At 39.8% G+C, this 20,589-nt stretch carries 15 protein-coding genes and 1 tRNA gene; 11 read left to right on the top strand and 5 right to left on the bottom strand.

Features of this window, described 5'->3' with window-relative positions; all coding sequences use genetic code 11:
- Positions 1-34: 34 nt before the first annotated feature.
- Positions 35-107: transfer RNA gene (locus tag MKS91_RS05130), tRNA-Ala, on the bottom strand.
- Positions 107-4,852, bottom strand: a complete 4,746-nt coding sequence (locus MKS91_RS05125) for an NAD-glutamate dehydrogenase (protein WP_258569764.1) — start codon at positions 4,850-4,852, stop codon at positions 107-109. The genes MKS91_RS05130 and MKS91_RS05125 overlap by 1 nt, the downstream gene beginning before the upstream one ends.
- Positions 4,853-4,997: 145 nt before the next feature.
- Here MKS91_RS05125 and MKS91_RS05120 point away from each other — a divergent pair, with 145 nt between their 5' ends.
- The 9 genes from MKS91_RS05120 (at position 4,998) to MKS91_RS05080 (ending at position 15,315) form a co-directional block, all read left to right on the top strand.
- Entirely contained in the window at positions 4,998-5,666 is a 669-nt protein-coding gene (locus tag MKS91_RS05120; RefSeq protein ID WP_258569763.1) for a response regulator transcription factor, read from the top strand.
- Between the two features lie 5 nt (positions 5,667-5,671).
- Complete coding sequence (locus tag MKS91_RS05115; protein WP_258569762.1) at positions 5,672-7,090, top strand: sensor histidine kinase; 1,419 nt, start codon at positions 5,672-5,674, stop codon at positions 7,088-7,090.
- Positions 7,080-7,718, top strand: a complete 639-nt coding sequence (locus MKS91_RS05110) for a rhomboid family intramembrane serine protease (protein WP_258569761.1) — start codon at positions 7,080-7,082, stop codon at positions 7,716-7,718. Before MKS91_RS05115 ends, MKS91_RS05110 begins: the two co-directional genes overlap by 11 nt.
- A gap of 52 nt (positions 7,719-7,770) precedes the next feature.
- Positions 7,771-9,117: a citrate/2-methylcitrate synthase gene (locus tag MKS91_RS05105; RefSeq protein ID WP_258569760.1), complete on the top strand. Its 1,347-nt coding sequence runs from the start codon at positions 7,771-7,773 to the stop codon at positions 9,115-9,117.
- A 45-nt stretch (positions 9,118-9,162) separates the two neighbouring features.
- Entirely contained in the window at positions 9,163-9,699 is a 537-nt protein-coding gene (locus MKS91_RS05100) for an MFS transporter (RefSeq protein ID WP_258569759.1), read from the top strand.
- A gap of 10 nt (positions 9,700-9,709) precedes the next feature.
- Positions 9,710-10,354, top strand: a complete 645-nt coding sequence (locus MKS91_RS05095; protein ID WP_258569758.1) for an MFS transporter — start codon at positions 9,710-9,712, stop codon at positions 10,352-10,354.
- A gap of 9 nt (positions 10,355-10,363) precedes the next feature.
- A complete protein-coding gene (locus MKS91_RS05090; protein ID WP_258569757.1) occupies positions 10,364-11,140 on the top strand; it encodes an SDR family NAD(P)-dependent oxidoreductase in 777 nt (258 codons plus the stop codon).
- A 92-nt stretch (positions 11,141-11,232) separates the two neighbouring features.
- Positions 11,233-14,652 carry a hypothetical protein gene (locus MKS91_RS05085; protein ID WP_258569756.1) on the top strand — a complete coding sequence of 1,140 codons (3,420 nt, stop codon included), beginning with the start codon at positions 11,233-11,235 and terminating at the stop codon, positions 14,650-14,652.
- Positions 14,653-14,949: 297 nt separating this feature from the next.
- Positions 14,950-15,315, top strand: coding sequence for a hypothetical protein (locus MKS91_RS05080; protein WP_258569755.1), 366 nt, complete (start codon positions 14,950-14,952; stop codon positions 15,313-15,315).
- A gap of 211 nt (positions 15,316-15,526) precedes the next feature.
- On the opposite strand, the gene MKS91_RS05075 is transcribed toward MKS91_RS05080, so the two are convergent.
- The gene (locus MKS91_RS05075) at positions 15,527-17,341 is read right to left on the bottom strand and encodes a hypothetical protein (RefSeq protein ID WP_258569754.1); all 1,815 of its coding nucleotides are present in this window, start codon (positions 17,339-17,341) and stop codon (positions 15,527-15,529) included.
- A 223-nt stretch (positions 17,342-17,564) separates the two neighbouring features.
- Between MKS91_RS05075 and MKS91_RS05070 the strand changes: the two genes are divergently transcribed.
- A complete protein-coding gene (locus MKS91_RS05070; protein ID WP_258569753.1) occupies positions 17,565-18,203 on the top strand; it encodes a metal-dependent hydrolase in 639 nt (212 codons plus the stop codon).
- A 4-nt stretch (positions 18,204-18,207) separates the two neighbouring features.
- Here the strand turns inward: MKS91_RS05070 and MKS91_RS05065 are convergent, their stop codons facing one another.
- Positions 18,208-18,984 carry a phosphatase domain-containing protein gene (locus MKS91_RS05065; RefSeq protein ID WP_258569752.1) on the bottom strand — a complete coding sequence of 259 codons (777 nt, stop codon included), beginning with the start codon at positions 18,982-18,984 and terminating at the stop codon, positions 18,208-18,210.
- A 113-nt stretch (positions 18,985-19,097) separates the two neighbouring features.
- Here MKS91_RS05065 and MKS91_RS05060 point away from each other — a divergent pair, with 113 nt between their 5' ends.
- Positions 19,098-19,265, top strand: coding sequence for a hypothetical protein (locus MKS91_RS05060; RefSeq protein WP_258569751.1), 168 nt, complete (start codon positions 19,098-19,100; stop codon positions 19,263-19,265).
- Positions 19,266-19,380: 115 nt separating this feature from the next.
- On the opposite strand, the gene MKS91_RS05055 is transcribed toward MKS91_RS05060, so the two are convergent.
- Entirely contained in the window at positions 19,381-20,043 is a 663-nt protein-coding gene (locus MKS91_RS05055; protein WP_258569750.1) for a leucine-rich repeat domain-containing protein, read from the bottom strand.
- Positions 20,044-20,589 lie beyond the last annotated feature (546 nt).

Genomic DNA, 20,589 nt, shown 5'->3' with positions numbered 1-20,589 from the left:
AATATTACGAGAAGGTTTATAAATAGTGATAATTTGGAGCTAGGCGGGTTCGAACCGCCGACCTCTTGCGTGCCACGCAAGCGCTCTACCAACTGAGCTATAGCCCCTAAAAACCATCTAAGGTTGCTTTTATACGACTTAGTATAACAACAAATAACGAGATATCAATCCTTCTCAGTTCAATTATTTCATGTAATGAGCGACGGATCTCAATATATACATCTTGATGATGTTTCGACCAAACTTCTAATGCTTGCTCAGTGTTACAACGACGTTTTTTTGCATAACATAAGACAATCTTGGTTAACTGTTCCAAAACTTTTCCTAAATCATCATCGATCGCTGCTTGTTGAATAGCTTCCCAGCGACTGTTGACCGCAAGACCATGCAAGCGTTCTTTAATTTTATGAAACTTCATTAAATGAGCAATCTGATAATACACCTGCTTCACAGTTGCGCCTGAATAATTTGTTTCATTTACCACACTATGTAAACTAAACACTTGGTAATCATAACGTGATTCACATATTCTTGAGGCCATATCTGGCTTTAAGCCTGCACTCACTAAATGCTGCTCAACTTTAGCCATTCTATGGATATACTTCTTCGGCAAATACGCAATAATACCCTGCGTTTTTCCAATATTCTTAAACTCATCTAAGACAACTGTAAAGGATTCTAATTGACGGTAACGAATCAGCCATCGGCAGGACTTATAGACACAGCGTTGTACCGAACCGAGTAAAAACAGTAAATCTTCTTGTGATATCTTTTGTGCATTAACATAGAGCGCCTCAAAAACATCCGCAAGATTGAGAACATCACGCACAATTAAATAGGACTTCACCACTGATTCAAGTGACGTATTGCACTCATCAATCAACTGAGATAAGAACAACATTCCCGTCTCGCCAAGCATGGTATTGGTAAGCTCAGTTGCCACCAACTCATCGTACAACAAGTGTCCTTTAATCGCATCTGGGTACTTTTTTGTTAGTGCGTCGGGGAAATAGCCATCAATAAACTGTTTTTGCAAACCAGTTTTACTCAGCTCAATACTCCGGATACCGTTATATAAATCAATTTTACAATATGACAATAATACCGCCATCTCTGGTCTGGTTAATATTGCATGCTGCTTTTTGCGACCTTGTAATTCTCGCTTACTCGGAATTTTTTCAATATCGCGATTTAACAATTTGGTATTTTCAAGTGCATCAACAAGACGAATATAATGATCTGGTTTCTGAACTGACTCCAATAACGCTAAGTTAATCTGCAAGTTCTGTAAGAAATTATTACGTAGGACTACCTGACTGACATAATGCGTCATCCTAGTTAACATAGCATTTCTTCTGGGTAGGGTTAACTGCTGACCTGCAATAAGTGCCTGGAATAATATTTTATAATTCACTTCCACATCAGATGTGTTCACTCCCGCTGAGTTATCAATAAAGTCTGTATTGATGAGCCCTCCTTTCTGAGCAAACTCTACTCTAGCAAGCTGCGTAAATCCATTATTACCCCCTTCTCCAATCACTTTAGCATTTAATTCATTAGCATTAACCCGGCAAGCATCATTATGAAAATCCATCACGTCAAAATTTGTCTCTGTAGAGGCTTTGGCATAAACACCAATGCCACCATTCCATAATAGATCCACTTGAAGCTTTAGAATTTCTCGAATCAACTCATTTGGCTCCATCTTGGATTTACCAGTTCCCAATAACTTCTTAATTTGTGGTGTGAGTGTGATATACTTATCTGATCTTAAGAATACCCCACCACCTGGAGAAATAAGTGCTGGGTTGTAATCGCCCCAATGGCTTCTTGGTAACTGGAACAACCTTAAACGCTCTTGATAGCTCATCTTTGGGTCAGGGTTTGGATCAATAAATATTCTTGCGTAACCAAATGCTGCGACCAAACAAATTTTATCTGACAGTAACATGCCATTACCAAAGACATCACCACTCATATCTCCAATACCCACAACAGTAAATGGATCGGTATAGACACTGCGCTTCATGGTCATAAAATGCCACTTAACCGACTCCCAAGCTCCTTTTGCTGTAATGCCCATTTTCTTGTGGTCATAACCGTATTGCCCACCAGAAGCAAATGCATCACCCAACCAATAACCATGCTCAATTGAAATGGCATTAGCATAAGGGGAAAACGTTGCTGTTCCTTTATCTGCCGCAACTACAAAATATGGATCTGCCTCATCGTGAATCACCATGTTTTTATGCCGGCATACCCGACCATTCAAGTAATTATCTGTTAAAGACAACATCGATCGAATAAATATTTTATAACAGGCTAAGACTTCATCTTGCTGATCTTCTTGGGAGATGGTATCCAGACGCTTACAGACAAAACCACCTTTAGCACCATCTGGAACAATCAAAGTATTCTTTAAACGTTGGGTTTTTGCCAATTCAAATACCTCATGCCGAACATCATCTGGTCGATCTGAATTTCTCAGCCCACCTCTTGCAACCTTACTGAAGCGAAGGTGTACACCCATAAATCTAGAACTATAGACAAAGAACTCAAACAATGGCGCAGGCTGGGGGATCCCCATAACCATATTTGATTGAATTTTCAGTGCCAATGATTCCTGGGAAGGTAACGCATAATTGGTTCTAACAATAGCCATGAGTAAATTAGCAACCGTTAGAACAATCCTTTCATCATCACTGGTTTTAACCAAATCCGCAAACTTAGTGACCTCTTTGTGATAACGTTTTAACAAACTATCTCGCTTCAGAACTTTAGGCTGGAACTTCATATTGAAAAGCTTGATGACCGAAACCACAAACTTGGGATATTCTACAAAAAACTTCATGAGCCGTTGCGTTGAAAGCGCGAACTTTATTTGGTGTAAATAAGCACACATAGCCCGAATCACTTCAACTTCTCGAATACGAATGCCTGCACATAGCAGTAATGCATTAAAACCATCATTCGTTTGCTGTCCTTGTAGAACAGCCAACATACAGTGCACCAGCTCTTCTTTAACATCTTCTGAAATATGGTCAATCGGCTGAACAATCTGGCACCTATATTCAGAGATATATAGCGCTTGCTCACACACCGACTCTTCGAAATGCCGTTCACTGAGCACATCAAATCCAAAATTGGTGAGTAATGGGAAGACTGTTGTTAAAGAAATACTACTACCATCTACCCGCTGGAACAACCGGCAGCTTACGGTGCCGTCTTTTTCAACCCCTGAAAACCTAACATCAATTGAGCTTTGCTCAGATAGCTCATTTAGCACCAAAATATCTTCTGCAATTTTTTTAGCGCTATACGTATTACTATACTGCTCTGACAACTCTTGATAATAACGCAAACCAAGCATATAACCTGATTTTTGCCCCATTTGTGCACTAAGATGGCTGTATATATCATCTGACTTTGATGCACATAATGCCACCAGATATTCTTGGATATCTTCTATAGGCACCAACGGACTACTGCTCGGATCACACCGATACATAAAATGCAATCTTGCTAATACGGATTCTGCAAAAAATGGCACATATTGTACATCATGCCCTTGAAGCACCCTGGCCAAGTAATCGTCAATACGTTGGCGCAACCTGGTCGTTAACATATCCCTAGGCATAAACACCATCACAGAATAAAACCTTTGGCATGGGTCACGTCGAATATACGTTCTAACAACTCGACGCTCTTGTATCATTAAAATATCATAAACAGTAGCCGATAACTCATGAACATCAGATTGAAGGATTTCTGCTCGGGGTAGTGATTTAAGTATATAGCGCATCCTTCGCAGTGAGTATCTTGACCGCAAAGCTGAATATGCGATGACCTCCTCAAATTTTTGACTGATTAATGGTATCTTACTTGGATCACTCACATAGGCATCAGCTGTCAATAAACCGGTGAAATAGTGCTCTTCAACCAAGTCATTCTTTGAGGCCGCTGAATATACCCTCAAAACAATCATATCCTTATAAGTATCACGATGAACCGTGGAAGTATCTTCTGTTTGGGTGACAAGAACCAATGGATGTGACTCTCCTGATACTTGCTCAGGAAACTTCTCTTGACAAATTTTATACCTAATAGCGCCTTTTTGGGTAGCAAGTCCCCATTTTTCTCCTAGCAGAACCTGTTTGTCTTTCTGATAACGATAACCGTGATAACTCATAAAGGTAAATGACTTTAATACCCATTCCATAAACGCAATATAGGACTGAACCCTTTCCCCAGGAACCAAGTCTTCCGGAGTATCACGCCACGCATATAAAATATTACGCAAAGTATCTTGCATCCGACGCCAATCTCTAACCACACATTGAACATCTGAAATCGTATCTCGAACAGCGCTTTCAAGCGTTTTAAGAGACAGCTCATCATGCATCTCAATATCAACCCAAATATAAGTTTCCCCGCCCGTATCGGTCGGTTCAATTGATAACGTATTTTTACCTTTTACAATATGATAATTTGCCATCAAATTACTATAGATAATATGACACCCTAAACGAGACATTAGTGATCTAAGAGACTCTACAACAAAAGGTGCATCAGGACACGTCAGATATATTCTTGTCAAATGGTGTAAATAACTTTTTTGAACCGTGACATTACTGATATTCAAAGAGACCTTTCCTTCTTTGTGCTTCACCAACTCTTGAAAATGTGATTTGGCCACCGCCGAAAAATAGTCCAAACTATCAACCTTGTGCTCTTTCTCTGCAAAGTGTTGGAAGTAATACTCAAGAAACTGCTTATATCCAGCCAAATACGGAAGCTTCGCAGACTTATAATCTTTAACACAATACGCCATCAGCTGTTTTCGAAAGAGCATAAACTTTCCTTGTTTAGATCACCCCCACATCATAGCACTTCATAACCTCAAGTAAAAGCATTCCGAAACAATATCGGGCGTCTATTGTAATCTGCAATAATTTCAGTATACTCATGGGGTAACACATGATTAGAGGAACTTTACCATGAGAATCCTTTTGGCTGAAGATGATCAAGATCTCGGCTATACAATTAAAAAAGGCTTAAAAACCTATCACTATACTGTAGACTGGCTAACCACGGGCACAGAGGCACTATATGCTCTAAAAGAATCTGATGAAATCTTTGACATGGCCATTCTTGATTTGGGTTTACCTGGCACAGATGGACTTGATATCATCAAAAAAGTCAGACAAGCAAAAATTTCAACACCCATTTTGGTTTTAACAGCACGAGACAGTAATGAAGACATCATCAAAGGTCTTGATGCTGGCGCCGATGATTACCTCGTTAAACCCTTTGACTTTGACGTTTTGAACTCCAGAATCGCTGCGTTGCTACGTCGACAATCCTCTAACACCAATGATTTCACGTTAACCATCGACGACATCACGATTAATACACAAGCACATACCGTCACTGTCTTTGGAGACACTGTTGCTTTCTCAAGACAAGAGTTTAAAATATTATATAAGCTAATGGAAAAAAGAGGTCATGTGGTTGGCCGTCAACAAATGACTCAACTACTTTACGGCTGGGGAGATGATGTAGATAGTAACACCATTGAGGTTCATATGCACAGTATTCGTAAAAAAATCAAGAACGGTCTTAAAATAAAAACAATTCGTGGCGTTGGCTATATTATTGAGGCATAAATTAGATGAATAAATCCATTCAGCGCTTTTTAACAATAAATGCACTGAGTGTTGTGGGGCTTTCAACATTGCTGGCCACTATAGCAATATTTTTTTTACGTCAAGACAGTATCAAGCTTCACCTTAATGCTGAACTGTCACTTGAAGCTAGAAGCATTGAGCCCTTCCTCACAAAACGACTTAGCAGCCAGGAACTCAATAATATACAAATTAAGATCAACAACATCCCCCTTGAGGCAACATCTGAAACCCCTATTGACACTGACAATGAAGCGCTACTAAAAGGAATCTTAAATAGCACCCAATTCCAAGTATGGGACTTAAGACGTCAAGAGCTGATTCTTCGATCCCCTAGCGCCCCATCAATCCCACTGGATTCAAAACTAGGTTTACAAAACATTCAACATCAGTCACACCAATGGACAACATACAGTATAGAAATATCAAACCTTAATTATAAAATTGTCACTATGCAACGACATGATATGCGCCTAGGTTATGAACAACAGCTAATTACCGATACATTAATTGTAATATCACTATGTTTTTTGTTCTTAGGGTTTTCATTAAAACTGATTATTTCACGCAGTTTGGTAACGCTTGAGAAAACCACCTCACAGCTGAAAAAAAATGAACCGTCAAATCTAGAAGCGTTACGATACAACAATGCCCCCTCTGAAGTACAGCCGCTCATCATTGAAATCAACCGATTAATGTTTCAACTAAAATCTGCATTAGAACGAGAGCAGCAATTTGCTGCAGATGCTGCGCATGAATTAAAAACACCTCTTGCAACAATGAAAGCGCAAATACAACTCATGACTCGATTGCCCCCAGAGTCTCAGCAAAAAGCCATTTATGATCTTGAAAAGACTATCGAGCGCTATGACCATATTATCCGTCAGCTGCTCTCTCTCAGCAGGACCTTATCTCACACAACTCTTGAAACTGAGCAGTGGATTGACTTAGACGCAGTCACCCAAAATGTGATCGCACCGTTAGTACCCCTTGCGCTTAAAAAAGACATCAACATAGAACTGCATCATAAAACCCTTCCCAAGATTTTATCCAATGCTTCTTTGCTTACAACCGTACTGAGCAATTTAATTGACAACGCGATCAAATATACCACTGATGGTGATACCATCATGGTTACCATCACACCACATTCCTCTCAAGTCTATATTGAAGTGATTGATCATGGCCCAGGCATCCCTGATGAAAGCAAACAGTTAGCACTACAGCGATTCTCTAGACTCTATAACACCAAGTCATCTGGCTCAGGATTGGGCCTGAGTATTGTTGAGGAAATATGCCAACATCTTCACGGCACGTTAAGCTTACATGACTCATCACCCAAAGGGCTTACCAGCAGAATTGCCTTACCCATTAATTTTAAAAACTTGAACCATCATGATTATTAGTGAAGTTTCTGAATTTTTTCGGCTATTCAATAGCCACCTCGGAGAATCATTTCTATTTTTTTCACTATTTTGGATTGTTCATGGCATTAACCAACTTTGCGGACAAAAACTGAATATATTTGGGATCATTCCCCGGCACCCTGCCTCTATTATTTTTGGCCCAATTTGTGCGCCCTTCCTCCATGCTGACTTTAATCACCTTCTCTACAACTCATTTCCTTTATTTTTTATGCTTGCTATCCTATTTGCTAAGGGTCCTTCTCAAGCAATTGCCACAATACTGGCTATGAACCTCCTCACTGGTCTCATCACTTGGCTCATAGCTAGACGAGGCAACCATATTGGTGCCAGTGGTTTGATTATGGCTTTGTTTGGTTTTCTTCTCTACAAAGGCTATCAATCCCCTAGTGTCGAAAGCATTATTATAGCATTGATTATATTGTATTACTTTGGCACCTTACTTTTATCGATTTTTCCGGATGACTTGTTAACTTCATATGAAGGGCATCTTGCAGGGCTGATAGCCGGGATCGTCATTGCCCATTATGGCATACCCTATAGCATCCAAACTATCGCCATAAAACCTGCTTACTACTTGAATATCATGGCAGCAACATTGTTCAGGTGACAATAAATTAATCTTATGTTAATATTAAGTCTATCAATACTTGGATTCTAGAATGACACAGCCTGTAATGTCTGAAAACGAAATAAACCAACAAGCAAAAATTCTTGCCCAACTGCCTAATGGTGAATATATTGAACACCATCTGCCATTAGTACAAGACATTTATGGCAACCCGTACCTAATTACCAGCAACCTTTACCAAGAAACAGGAATCTCATTATATGATGAGGGCCTACGTTCAACAGCAACAGCCGAGTCAAAAATAACCCGAATTATTCCGTTCGTACAAACGAAAAATAACAGCCCTCAGGGCATTCTACAATATCGTGGATATAATGTTAAAAGCTTAGCAACAGCATGTTCTTTCTTAGAAACATCTTACCTTCTCTTGCATGGCAACCTCCCTAGCAACATCGAGTTTAAAAGCTTCTCAGAAGACATCACACTACACCGAATCCTTGACAAACAAACTGAAAAAATGATTGAAAGCTATGATCGGCAAACAAATCCCATGGTTATATTAATCGGCACGATGTCTTCCCTTGCTTCACGCTATGAATCAAACTATGACATGCACAAAGTAGAAGACCGTCAGGCGCTTGGTCATCGACTTATTGCAAAAATGCCAACATTGTGTGCTTATATCCATAAACATCGTATCGGACAAAGACCCATCACACCTGATGACTCACTTGGCCATACTGCAAACTTTCTGCATATGCTATTATCCAACCAGTCTACTACCGCTGAGATTAGCCAAGAACATATCAAAATTTTAGATATGATTTTAACCCTACATGCTGACCACCAAATGGCCGTTTCAACGTTTGTTGCACGAAGTGTTACTTCAGCGGGCACACCAACCATAAGCAGCATCGCTGCTGCCATTGCCGCTTTATCTGGCCCACTGCATGGTGGCGCAAATGAGCGTGTTGTTGACATGCTATCAGACATCTCTGATACACAGATTGATGATATTATTGCTAAAGCAAAAGATCCAAATGATCCATTTAAGCTCTTTGGTTTTGGTCATAGAGTTTACAAAGGCATGGACCCTAGAGCCTCCGCGTTGAGAGAAATGACCCTAACACTTCTTCACGACAAGAAATCTAGTATAGAGCCTGATCCAATGTTTGATACTGCTTTAAAACTAGAAGAAGCAGCATTAAATGACCCTTATTTTATTGAGCGGAACCTATTTCCTAATGTTGACTTCTACTCAGGAATTGCCTTGAGAGCCCTTGGCATTCCCAAAGAACTCTTTACGGTAATCTTTGCCATGTCTAGAACATCTGGATGGATTGCTCATATAGAGGAGTCTTGGCAACAAAAAACAGCTTTATATCGTCCAAAACAATACTATACCGGGGTAAAAGAGCGACCGCTAGATTGGCCGTAAACATATTGCCACAATTACTACTCACGCATAGCTTGGGAACATTTCATGCAAGCAATATTAATTGGTATCATTGACAGCGCCGTTGGGTGGTTTAATTATGCTGTTTATGGTCAAGTATCGAATAAGATAAATCAAGCATTCGTCTCAAAAGTCAGCAAGGAAATCGCATTTATTCAAACTTTTGCTATTTTTGCATCAAGCATTCTTACCCATCTAATAGATGGTTTGCTATTTGATACACTTCGCAAAAATCTTGGTACGAAACAATCATTGTTATACTCATCTCTAAGCATGTTTGTAGCCAGCGCAATGGTTGTCATCACGCCAGGCTATGAGATGATTGGAATCTTGACCCCGATACTTTTGCCAACAAGAAGATTACTATTGGGATTATCAATCGGTACTGAGTCAGGAGGCGGCATTATTTATGCTATTGAACATGTTAACACTCAGCGAAGAGGGATCGTTAGTATTACATCATTTCGCAAGTCCTTTCTGTGTTTCTTAAGATGGATGGCGATATCTATTTGCAACAGCATCTATCTTAGGGATTTCCAGTATTTATATCCGTTGGCGATTTGAAGATACTAGCATGGCTAAAAAATCACACCTAACAGAAGACAATAACCAATTATCTGCACTCAACATCATTCGACAGCACTTAGCCCCCCTTTTGCGCTCTTTTGGACTTTATATTCTTGTGACTATGCCCATATTTGTTGTATCAATTTATATGGTAACAATCAATAAGCGCCTGTTGCCCAATCATTTATCCGCCATCCCCCTCATAAACCTTACATGCCTTATTGCCATGCTCAGCACGATTTTACTTTCCGAAAAATTATCTGACCTATTTGGCCGCAAAAAAACTTGCAGCATTGCAGCAACTACCATCCTGCTATTGGCATACCCATGCTTCACAAACCTGGTAAATGGCTCATTATCTGAATTAATGGCTTGGAAGATATTGCTTGCTACCGCTACTGGCCTCTTTTTAGGGCCTAATTCAACGCTAATGGCTGAGATCCTACCTGCTGCTGGAAAATATGCCGTTATGTCAATAGCATACAATACATCATCTGCCATATTTGGAGGAACAGCACCAATTGTCTGCGTCTGGTTAGTACAGTATTTTGGCGGCCTAGAAGGTGTCGCATATTATATGATAGCAGCAGCCGCCGTTGCGCTTATGTGCTTGATTGGATATAAAGATCAAAGTTTTGAAAAGCTTTTATAAGGATACACGATGACCAATAACATACCATGGGCTATTGTAACCGGCGCCTCCTCAGGCATTGGACGAGAAATGGCCAAAATATTAGCTCAAAAAGGGATGAACCTGGTGATCATCGCGAGAACATCCGAGCTATTGGTCACTTTAAAAACTGACCTAGAATCCTTTGGTGTACAATCCTGTGTGATTTGCTCTGACCTCACAAAGGTCTCTGCCATCAACGATATCTTACAGGTACTTGAAGAAAAAGACATCAATCCATATGTATTGATCAATAATGCTGGCTGTGGTCTATTCGGCACATTTGCACAACAAAATTCCCAAGAAATCTCAAATATGTTGACACTCAATATTCAAGCATTAACCTTACTCACACATGCTATCATTCCGAAGATACCCCCAGGTGGCTACATAATGAATGTATCTTCCATTATTTGCTTTCAAGCCACACCCTATTATGCTGCTTATGCTGCAAGCAAAAGCTACGTAGACGCTTTTAGTCAGGCGCTACAGTATGAATTATCTCCAAACATTCATGTGAGCACCTTATACCCTGGTATGACTGACACCCGATTTTTTGAAACCAGCCATCAAGTAATCAAACCTTGGCTTAAATCACTCATGATGAAATCTGCACCCTTTGTTGCCAAAAAAGCCATCACTGGCATGCTCAACAATAAAAAAACCATGACACCGGGGATGATCAATAAAATCTCAAGCAACCTTGGGTATTATATGCCCAACTGGATCACCACAAAACTCATGGCGTTCTTGTTTAAAAATAGATAAAATCAAATTTATATTGGCCCAATCGCATAATAGTCCTTGCACAACCGTTAAATATTTTTCATAATAAAATAATGATGATAAGGATTAAATAAATGGGCAACATACTTCTACTAGACTGCTTAAAAACAGAAAAAAACCCTGAAGCCAGTACTATTATAGCACTTATAGCCAGACACTCTCCCGCTAGACTACTGCAGGTCTTACCAGAAGCTTCTAATAGAATTTTCTCTTGGCCTGAAACATTCTTATGGAGTGGCACACCGCAACAAGCTACATTGGCTTTTGTATTCGAGCCAACAGCAGAAGATCAGATATTTTCCTTAAGCGCCCAAGCCGGCCCAGACTCTAATGACATAAAAGACATTATCGCAAACCCAACGCTCCAAAAGTCCTTTATCAGCCCAGAAGAGGCAGAGACTCGTTATAATCAAGGCCATGATACCTATGCTATTTCCCGCTCTCAGGCAATCAGACCAAAAGGCATACTGCTAATGGTTGATGACCCCATCTCTAGAATAGCAGCTTACGCTCTATTACAAGAAATCAAAAGAAAATCACCTGAAAACAAAAAAGCAGCGGTAGATCCACTTGTTTTGTATACCATTAACTCAAATTCAGGCGTTCATTCAATCAAACCTTACCATGAATCACGTTTATTAGAAGACTTCTATATATCACTGACACACCCAATCACTATGCCATGGCATTTTCTCAATCTTCAAATATTTTCAAATTTAAAACCTGATATTTCAGTGATGAAAACAAGACTTGGCATTGGCACAGCAGCCCATAATTTACCACTACTAACAAGGTGGATACTTTTGGGCGCAATAAACCCCACTGCAACAGCTATTTTCGAGAGCAGTACAAAGTTATTTCTTGAATTAGATTCTTTAGAATTAACACTGGAGAAAAAATCTTGGATCATTTGCCGCCTTTGGCAATTTCACGAATATACTGCAAATTCTCGCAAGAAAGCAGCCCTTAAGCAGATCATTGAGAATTTAACCATAGGGCTACCAAACAACCTCCCATTACCTGACGATGCCATTATCAGCATACTTCAACGCGAAAACGCTCAAAAAATCTTAACCAACATTCATACCCAGGGGTTCTTTTATGCGACATACCCTGGCTTTCAAACTAAAAGCAATCTGCTACAATACTTACCCACTTTAGTTTCAATTTTATCCCATATTTACTATAAATCCCCCATAAGATTATGCCAGCAACTAAACTTAATCATCAATACACCTGCTCAAAATAAACATGCTGAAGATATTGCCAATACTGTTATTGCACCAGCAATAGGTGTTCTTACTAAAGAACATGAATATCTGATTTGTGCCATGGACAACCTAAGCCCCTTAGCCCTCCCACCTTTTTTATACCATCTGCATTTAAAGCATAAAGGCTTCCCAGCACAAACAATCCAAGCGCTTAAAACCATCTTAAGCTCCAAATCTCCGACTCAAGAGCGAGCTGTCTTGACCTACTTAGTCACGTCTTATTGGTCCAACCAACCCTTCAGCCATCAGGTTTTTGAATCCGCTACCCCAGAAAACCTTATTAACCTCGAACCAGACGTTTTTGAGGCCGTTGTTTTAAAATATCCTGCGGTTGGATTAACAGCGATCAAATACATCAGTGTCCAAATAGCCAAAACACTCACGCCTAAAACCATTAGGTGGCTTATTCGTAGCTATGAAGCGCAGGAACTGGCAGCAAGAAAAACAATTTATCGCATCGTTTCATCCCATGAATCCGATGAGGCAAACGTGTTTGTCAAGCAAGAAAACCTAGCCACTGCCCATGAAATTATCGAGAATCTTATTCAAAGAAATCCCATATCCCTACACGGGCATCCTCAAGCTGCACGAGAACTTCCTTTGCTTAGGGACAAAAATGAGATTCCCTTACTTCTTCAAGTAGCCAAACACTGTCATCAAACACTAGTGCAAATGCTAGAATCTGCACTTTTCATCGCACTCAGTATACTCAAGGCAGACAGCGGCGCAACTGCAACGCCAAATATATTTCTCCACGCACTAGAAAACCCCCATCCTATTGCAGCCCTTGACACGCTTCTTAGACAACCTCAAATCAAGCAACTTCTCCAGGGTACAAACCCTAGCATATTAAGACAAATCTCAGAGTTACTCATTGCCCACAAACTATTGGTCATCGATGCCCTAAAATCCGAGGAATATTGCGACACCTTAACAACATTATACCAATTAGAGCTTTTCACGCCATCACTGGAAGATCTTTACCTACCTCTATCGCTCAAAAACATGGATATTGAGAGCACTGTTATCTATCTTAGAAACATAGATAGCTGTTACTTATCTCACCCAACAATCCCAATGCTTAATAATTTTTCTTCCAGCCAAATACTACTCTCGTTCCTACACTATGGCTTATTTGATATATCTCACCGTATCATTCACCAGTGTACCCAAAAATCAGTAAGTCTTCCCCTTCAGTCACTTAGAAAAGAGACCAACGTAAAGTTAACCCCCTCTCTAATAGGCTTAGCAAAAGATCAACTTAGAATCTCCCCTCAAGAATTGGATCTCATGAGCACATTAACTGATCTACTAAACTGGATCCTCCAACAAGAAGGTCACTATTTTCAGCCACACGATCGTACCGCAAAAGAACACTGTATCGCGAGGAACCAAGAGCTTGCAGAGCCTGATACCATAGTGATTCGCCCTAAGCCAAAAGCCCTTACTAGCGGATCAAAAAAAGAGTCCAAAAAACGGCAAACAATATCAACTGAGGTTATTGCCAATGAGATCAGGGACCACCTGAATGAAAACCCTGGTTATATATATCGTAGCAAACAAGAACTAAGAGAGATATTTAACTGTGGATCAGATCGAATTGATGACGTGCTACAAATTCTACAACATGAATATGGGATTCAGGCCAATACCATCATTCGTTCCCTGCAGCAGACAAATCAAAGCTCAGCCCAGCCTGCACTTAAGCGCAGACACGTTGAGATGCAACCAGCATCAGCCCAGCCTGCACCTAAGCGCAGACACGTTGAGAAGCAACCAGCATCAGCTGCCGCATCAGCGCATGGATCACCTGCCTCAAGAGTTGAAAATCAGGCAATCCAGATGCCAAAATTTCAAAGAATTGCTAACCTAATCAAACACAGCTTAGAAGAAAGCGATGACTGCATGTATGCTAGCAAGACAGCAATTACGGCACTATATGATTGCTGCATGGAGACAGCAAACAGAGCAATTACATACTTAGAAGAGACTTATAGTATTAGTCCCTCAAGCTTCATTCGCACAAAGCAAGCATGTGAACCAGGAACCTTAGCCATCAACTCTGATGGCGCTGCGGCTGCTGCAGCCGCAGAACAGCAACCGGTCTCCAACCCTGATGAAGAGAGGGATGATATAGATGATGGAGAAATTTCCTTTTTCGCCTCGGCATACTCCCCTAGCAAACACTCATCTGGCAATCGTTCACCATCACCAAATGGATAGAAACTCTTTACTATCATAAAAGGCAGATTCAAACTCTGCCTCTTCTATCAAACCTTCTTTTAACCTTGCCCTGAGTTTACTATTGATCTACAGATCAATAACATTAGGAATTAAAATATACCTCATATAAAGACACTAACCAAAATACACAAATTAATCACTGTAAATGAAGACAACAAACTAAGATAGGCATGCATCTACTTCTGTTTAAATAAATTAATAGCCACCAGCAGGATATAGTCGCCTCGTGGGAAAGTTGTGAAATCATGCTTAACATATGTTCAATAATGCACGACAATGAATACAAAGCTGAGCAAGAATTGCTTCTCCAAGAAGTATTCAAAGATAGCATTCGTCTGGCACCTGACCAAAGTTCCCTGTTGCTCATTAGCATACCTAAAAGAATCTGCGCCTGATATCTTACAGTCACTGATGCAATATCTTTATGACAACCTGCAGCATTGTACTACCTATAATAATAGCGCCATGATCGAACTACTCTCTAAGTATCTGGAACAAGTGGATATTCCGGAAAATAAATACCCTAAAGCCACTCTTTATCACATACACAGACAAATGTCTCACGAATTAACCACCCCCATCACAGCAGCAGCACTATACAACATTTCCCTCACCTCATCGGCTATCACTATGAAGCGCTAACTGACTCATGGGAAAGCACTGCTCAAATACTCGAATTACTGAACATTAGCAAGTCAGGACAACAAGCACTAAGCCAAATTAGTCAGACTCGTACACACGCTCCAGGTGGTGGTGATGAGTTACCCCGTTCTCAACCATTCATGAAAAAACGAGCCAATCAGCAAGAACACAACGAAAGACCTGGAAAAAATCGGAGATAATCAACCATATATCAAGGTTGTCTGCTTTCAATATTGTCGCCCCCAAGATCATTATTAGCTGATGGATCCACTCCCCTACTGTTTTGTTGTTTTTGTAACTTCTCAACTTTAACTTTAACACCTGTAGCCAGACTCTTGAGATCACTTGGAGTAATAATCAAATTTCCGCCTTCTTTACCAGACTCGTTCTCAAAAGGTATCAAGACTCCTGCTTCCTGAAAATCATTGCGCAACTTCTCCACCTGTTGTTGTTCTTCCTTTTTTTTCTGTTGTTGTCCTATCTTTATTTCCTGCACTGCTTTCATTATTTTTTGTATACTTGGCTTTTCCGTGTTTAACTCCGCTATCACCGCGCCCTTTAAGCTTTTCTTAATCGCAGCAGGCAGAATTTTTCCTTCATAAGCCGCACTCAATTCTTCTATATCATTGTTAATAACAGTAATACCATCCAATCGCTTTGATTTTTTCTTTACTAAATTTCCTAACCCCTGTTGCGATTCCAACTCTAAACCTATTGATTCTAGTTTCTTAATTCCTTCATAACATGACACGCCTCCACACTCTTTTATATTCTCACAATATCTTTCTACATCAAACATTACAGTATCAGATGTATTCTCCGTTAATATCTGCAAAAGTTTTTCCTCAAACCCTGTCTTCTCCTGTTCCTTAAGGAGATCTATTACCTCATTTATCTTTTCCATCAGCTTCATATCTGGATAAGTACTAAATCTCTTATCAATCTGTGATGCAATCTGTGATGCTAGATCATTTGTTGGTTTAACACCAGCAGCTCTTCCTGCAGCAGCTCTTCCTGCGACTTTAGAGGTATGAGGTTGGGGTGTCTGAGACTCGTCTTTCTTTTCTTTCAGCAGCTTAACTACATCATCGCTGAGTTCGTATACGCCTTTTCTCTCAAAACCAGCTGCAGAACCACACTGAAGCATTGGCCTCATCTCATCTAATAGATGCTTTGACAGTTTTTTTTGCTCTTTGGCTTTAGAAGCTTGTAGCTTATCATTTTGTGTCTTGTCCAAGCCTTGCGTTTTCGTTAAATCAGTTATCTCCTGTTGTAACCTCCGCCTCTTTAGGAAATTCAACCGGCGTGTTTTATTTCTTTCTTGTCTCTTACCTCTTAGTTCAGCTGCACGTTGTTCCTTTGCACGTATAGATTTACTTTCCTGCTCGAGAGCCTCACCCAATCTGGGGTTGCTTTTTTTCCATGCCGCTGTTTTCAATGCCACTTCTGGCTCTAGCTTTTTGCAACTTTTATACAGTATTTCTAAGCGTTGCCACTTACTAAGATATGAATTTTCCCCTGTACTCGCCAGCCTGTCATCTAAGTGCGTCGCTATACTAGTTACTATTTCCTCATCTGGCTCTATACCTATGGCTTCCTTTACCAAGCTCTTTATTTTTTTGCTATCAGCATCATTTATTACACTACCAGTCATAAACGGGTCTTTTTTACTCATGTAGGTTTGACTAAATTTACTTTCTACCATCTTAGTAAATGCTTCCTTAAAGTCTTGCTTTTCAAGCCCTGGAAATAGCGTATCAGACAGACGACCATCACCTTTCTTCCCCTCATTAAGCACACCCATGAAGTCTTTAAAACCTATACCTATATCAGTGCTAGAATTAAATTTAACCGTATTCCTTATATCAATTAGTATACTCAACATCCTTGTACGGTGGCTCTGATCCATACTCTCTATTAAATCACTCAATAAAAAATCCGTAGGTGTCTCATTATTTTGGCGAAGGAAATCTTTAAACAATTGCTCTGACCTGGCTTTTTCTATATCCTTGGTGGGTTCTGGCATTACACTTCTCCTGTTTATATAATTTGTAGATATTTATAGCACCAATAAAAAAAATGACAGATATTTAATAAATGACGAGTAAATTTTAAATTCATTTTATACAAATCTTTAAATTCAGCAGAAATTTCACTATCTACTGCATGTAAGGTTCGTTTATGATATTTATTGGACATAATTGAAAAATATCGTTATATTATATATCCATTATTTTAAGGACAAAGATATGGCAGGATTTAAAGGACATGTCACATTTGGGATTATGACAGCAGTTGGCTATGCAGGTAGTGTATTTATTTTAAATATCACCACCATTGAAGTCGCTCAATTATCATTTTTTGTGACTATTTTCTCATCCATGTTACCAGATATTGATAGTAATTCTGGCACCCCTGTCCAAATTGTCTTTGGTGTTCTATCCTTACTGACCATGCTCATCACCTTTGATATGCTCCGTCATGGCCATCACATCTCAGCACTGAATGGTTGTCTATCCCTATTATCAGGTCTTGGGGTCTATACGATTGTACAAGGATTATTCAAAAAAATGACCCACCATCGTGGTGCTTTTCATTCTATTCCCATGGCATTGATCTTTTCATTGTCAACACTCACCATCCTCAACCATTACCCAATTAACCCAATAGCAAGGCTTGTCTTATGCGGTGCTGTTTTGGTTGGCTATCTATGTCATCTAACCCTAGATGAACTCAACTCATTAAAAACAGCGTCTACATTGGCCTTAAAGCCAAAGAAGTCTTTTGGAACGGCCTTAAAACTAACCACACCTTCCTCTAAAGCCACTGCCATCATGTATACATCATTATGCTACTTACTCTATATCAACCAAGGGTTGATACTATAATTGATCACTCCTGACGTTCAGAGACACAAGCCGGATAATCCTGATTGGTCACTAAGCAATAAGTCCGATGATGTTCTTTAGGGTAGATACAATCCTTTAGTTCACCATGCTCTCTTTTCTCAGCACATAGGTAGTCTGTATAACGCTCCAGTGCTCTTACCTGATTATCCACTTCAATGGATGATGGTGATGGCTTGCTTCCTTGTTTTTTTACAAAGTCTAATGCTAATACACAAATACGATAATACTGTGTATTGATCATATCCTCAGGTGATCTATGATCATAATCACTTAATTTATGAGGATAACTTACCGGCTCTAATAATTCAGAAAGATCTTCTATCAGTGTCTTTTGAATACACTGATAAATATAGAGTGAAGCCACCATGGTACCACTCCTGCCATGCCCTGCGCGACAGTGTACCCCTAGCTTTGGCCCTGCCTGTTGCACCATATACAAGACTTTTTGTCGAAACTGCACCAATGATTCAATAGATGGACTACCAAAGTCTGCGAAATCATGCGTCATATATAAGTGGTTAAGCTTAGTTTGTACTATTGCTTTGGACAAATATGGCACAACACGATCAAGCTCTCCTTCAGCCACATCTATAAGCGAGATTAAACCTTGGCACCCTTCAGCCTTGCTAGAAAAAATACATTGCATGTCCGAGAGTGTGTCTTCAAACTTATCTATTGATGGCCTTGCCATCGCTGATACCTGAAAAACACCCACCGCATCTATCACCAAATCATAGGTTCTAAAACCTTTTAGGGCCATCTTCTACTCCGTAAATACGATGGACTAGTGTATCACTACCTAAGTATCACTGCCAGGCTTGGAATAGCCTTTCAAACCAACTAAAATGATTTAGGCACAAAATTGAGGCTAGGATGTTTCTTATTGTTTTATTGGTCATGATCAGCTCCCTAACTGCTGCACAAACTTACTATGTTTCACTGGATCAAGAACTACTTCAACTAGAGAAGTTCAACCAAGCAAGCGATTATAGTGAGAATACCCCCCCACCACAACCCATGCTGCTTTTAAGACAGCCCTAACTATCGCCTATTAAGGGTCCTTTGCCATTTGCCAGCATTGAGCACTAGCTGCCTATAATAACATGTTAAATCTTAAGTCGCTGACATCGGGCCATATGATTTATTCATAGACCCTTCATAATCCCATTGATTGCATAGGTACTTGCGGGAGCACAACTTGGTGCAAGTTCTTGCATTGATTAAAGGCATGATACCCAACAATTGCATTTTGAGGATAGTAAATTATTTTCAGCCCACTATAACAGAACGCTGCATAATTAATTGCCGTGACTGTTTGTGGCAACTTGGCTATCTTCAGGTTAAAGCAAGACCTAAAAGCACTCTCCCCCAGCTCCTCAAATCCAATTGGTAATTCCAACCCTTCTGTATCTGCATTAACTCCAAGTGATTCTAACACTTCACACTGCTCAAATGCAGATGAATCAATAGCTATAAGCCCCTCTTGCACCCTTACACTTTTGAGCGCTTTACAACCTGCGCATAAACGAAACTTAATTCGCTCTAAGCGCGGGAGATTGAGAGACATTATGCCAGAACCTGCAAATGCTCGATCTTCAATTTCAGTGACACTTTCTGGAAAACGTATACTTGTAACAGCCTTGCAGTCTTGAAAAGCCCCTGCTTCAATTTTACTAACACCACTAGGAATGACAACCTCACCAATAGCATCCCTTTCACAGTGCAGTAAAATATTCTGCCCACCTTCTTGCCGACTTTTAAAAACAAGATTTCCCTCCCTATATAGCATCCCTAATCCTTGGCCATAAAACCCCATCATACCCCTGAATCCATGAACTAACAAGCCACATTTACAACCCCTTTTTATAACGATCATACTATGTGCTCTATTTTACCCCATTGCCTTTAGCGCTAAGAAATACATGCTACTTGTATTACCTTAATATTGTCATTTGCATATAGAAGATAAAGTTGTAGTCGGCTGCTATGGTCTAGATATACTCAATTTCTTGGTTTTCTAACACCACTTTACGCAATCTTTATAAAGGGACTATTTCCCCATCATCATCCTGCATTATGGTGATCACATTTAAGTCATTTTTCTCGACAAAATGCGTGATCTCTAAATATCGCATATTCACTACCTTTTAGAAAAAGACGAATTAATAAGCCTTAAACTGGTGTTATAACGCCCCATCAAAGCACATCTTTAAGCATTATTTTCTTCCAGGATATTAAACCAGGCCTATTACTAACTGAATGAAAATATCGATACACAAAACCATAAAGCCAATGAAGAAATTTCAAACCCGCTTGTGGTCAATTATTCCTATGATTCTATTCTACTTGTTTTGATGACAATATG

The organism is Candidatus Synchoanobacter obligatus, from assembly GCF_024259865.1.
GTDB classification, from domain to species: Bacteria; Pseudomonadota; Gammaproteobacteria; order Comchoanobacterales; family Comchoanobacteraceae; genus Synchoanobacter; species Synchoanobacter obligatus.
Note: the sequence above shows the minus strand (reverse complement) of the source record. Positions and strands in the feature narration are given on the sequence as shown.

Excerpts from the sequence above, each read along its gene's own strand:
- MKS91_RS05085 (WP_258569756.1), top strand. The coding sequence starts at position 11,233 with ATGGGCAACATACTTCTACTAGACTGCTTAAAAACAGAAAAAAACCCT.
- MKS91_RS05060 (WP_258569751.1), top strand. The coding sequence starts at position 19,098 with ATGTTTCTTATTGTTTTATTGGTCATGATCAGCTCCCTAACTGCTGCA.
- MKS91_RS05080 (WP_258569755.1), top strand. The coding sequence starts at position 14,950 with ATGAATACAAAGCTGAGCAAGAATTGCTTCTCCAAGAAGTATTCAAAG.
- MKS91_RS05120 (WP_258569763.1), top strand. The coding sequence starts at position 4,998 with ATGAGAATCCTTTTGGCTGAAGATGATCAAGATCTCGGCTATACAATT.
- MKS91_RS05105 (WP_258569760.1), top strand. The coding sequence starts at position 7,771 with ATGACACAGCCTGTAATGTCTGAAAACGAAATAAACCAACAAGCAAAA.
- MKS91_RS05055 (WP_258569750.1), bottom strand. The coding sequence starts at position 20,043 with ATGATGGGGTTTTATGGCCAAGGATTAGGGATGCTATATAGGGAGGGA.
- MKS91_RS05100 (WP_258569759.1), top strand. The coding sequence starts at position 9,163 with ATGCAAGCAATATTAATTGGTATCATTGACAGCGCCGTTGGGTGGTTT.
- MKS91_RS05070 (WP_258569753.1), top strand. The coding sequence starts at position 17,565 with ATGGCAGGATTTAAAGGACATGTCACATTTGGGATTATGACAGCAGTT.
- MKS91_RS05110 (WP_258569761.1), top strand. The coding sequence starts at position 7,080 with ATGATTATTAGTGAAGTTTCTGAATTTTTTCGGCTATTCAATAGCCAC.
- MKS91_RS05115 (WP_258569762.1), top strand. The coding sequence starts at position 5,672 with ATGAATAAATCCATTCAGCGCTTTTTAACAATAAATGCACTGAGTGTT.
- MKS91_RS05125 (WP_258569764.1), bottom strand. The coding sequence starts at position 4,852 with ATGCTCTTTCGAAAACAGCTGATGGCGTATTGTGTTAAAGATTATAAG.
- MKS91_RS05065 (WP_258569752.1), bottom strand. The coding sequence starts at position 18,984 with ATGGCCCTAAAAGGTTTTAGAACCTATGATTTGGTGATAGATGCGGTG.
- MKS91_RS05090 (WP_258569757.1), top strand. The coding sequence starts at position 10,364 with ATGACCAATAACATACCATGGGCTATTGTAACCGGCGCCTCCTCAGGC.
- MKS91_RS05075 (WP_258569754.1), bottom strand. The coding sequence starts at position 17,341 with ATGCCAGAACCCACCAAGGATATAGAAAAAGCCAGGTCAGAGCAATTG.
- MKS91_RS05095 (WP_258569758.1), top strand. The coding sequence starts at position 9,710 with ATGGCTAAAAAATCACACCTAACAGAAGACAATAACCAATTATCTGCA.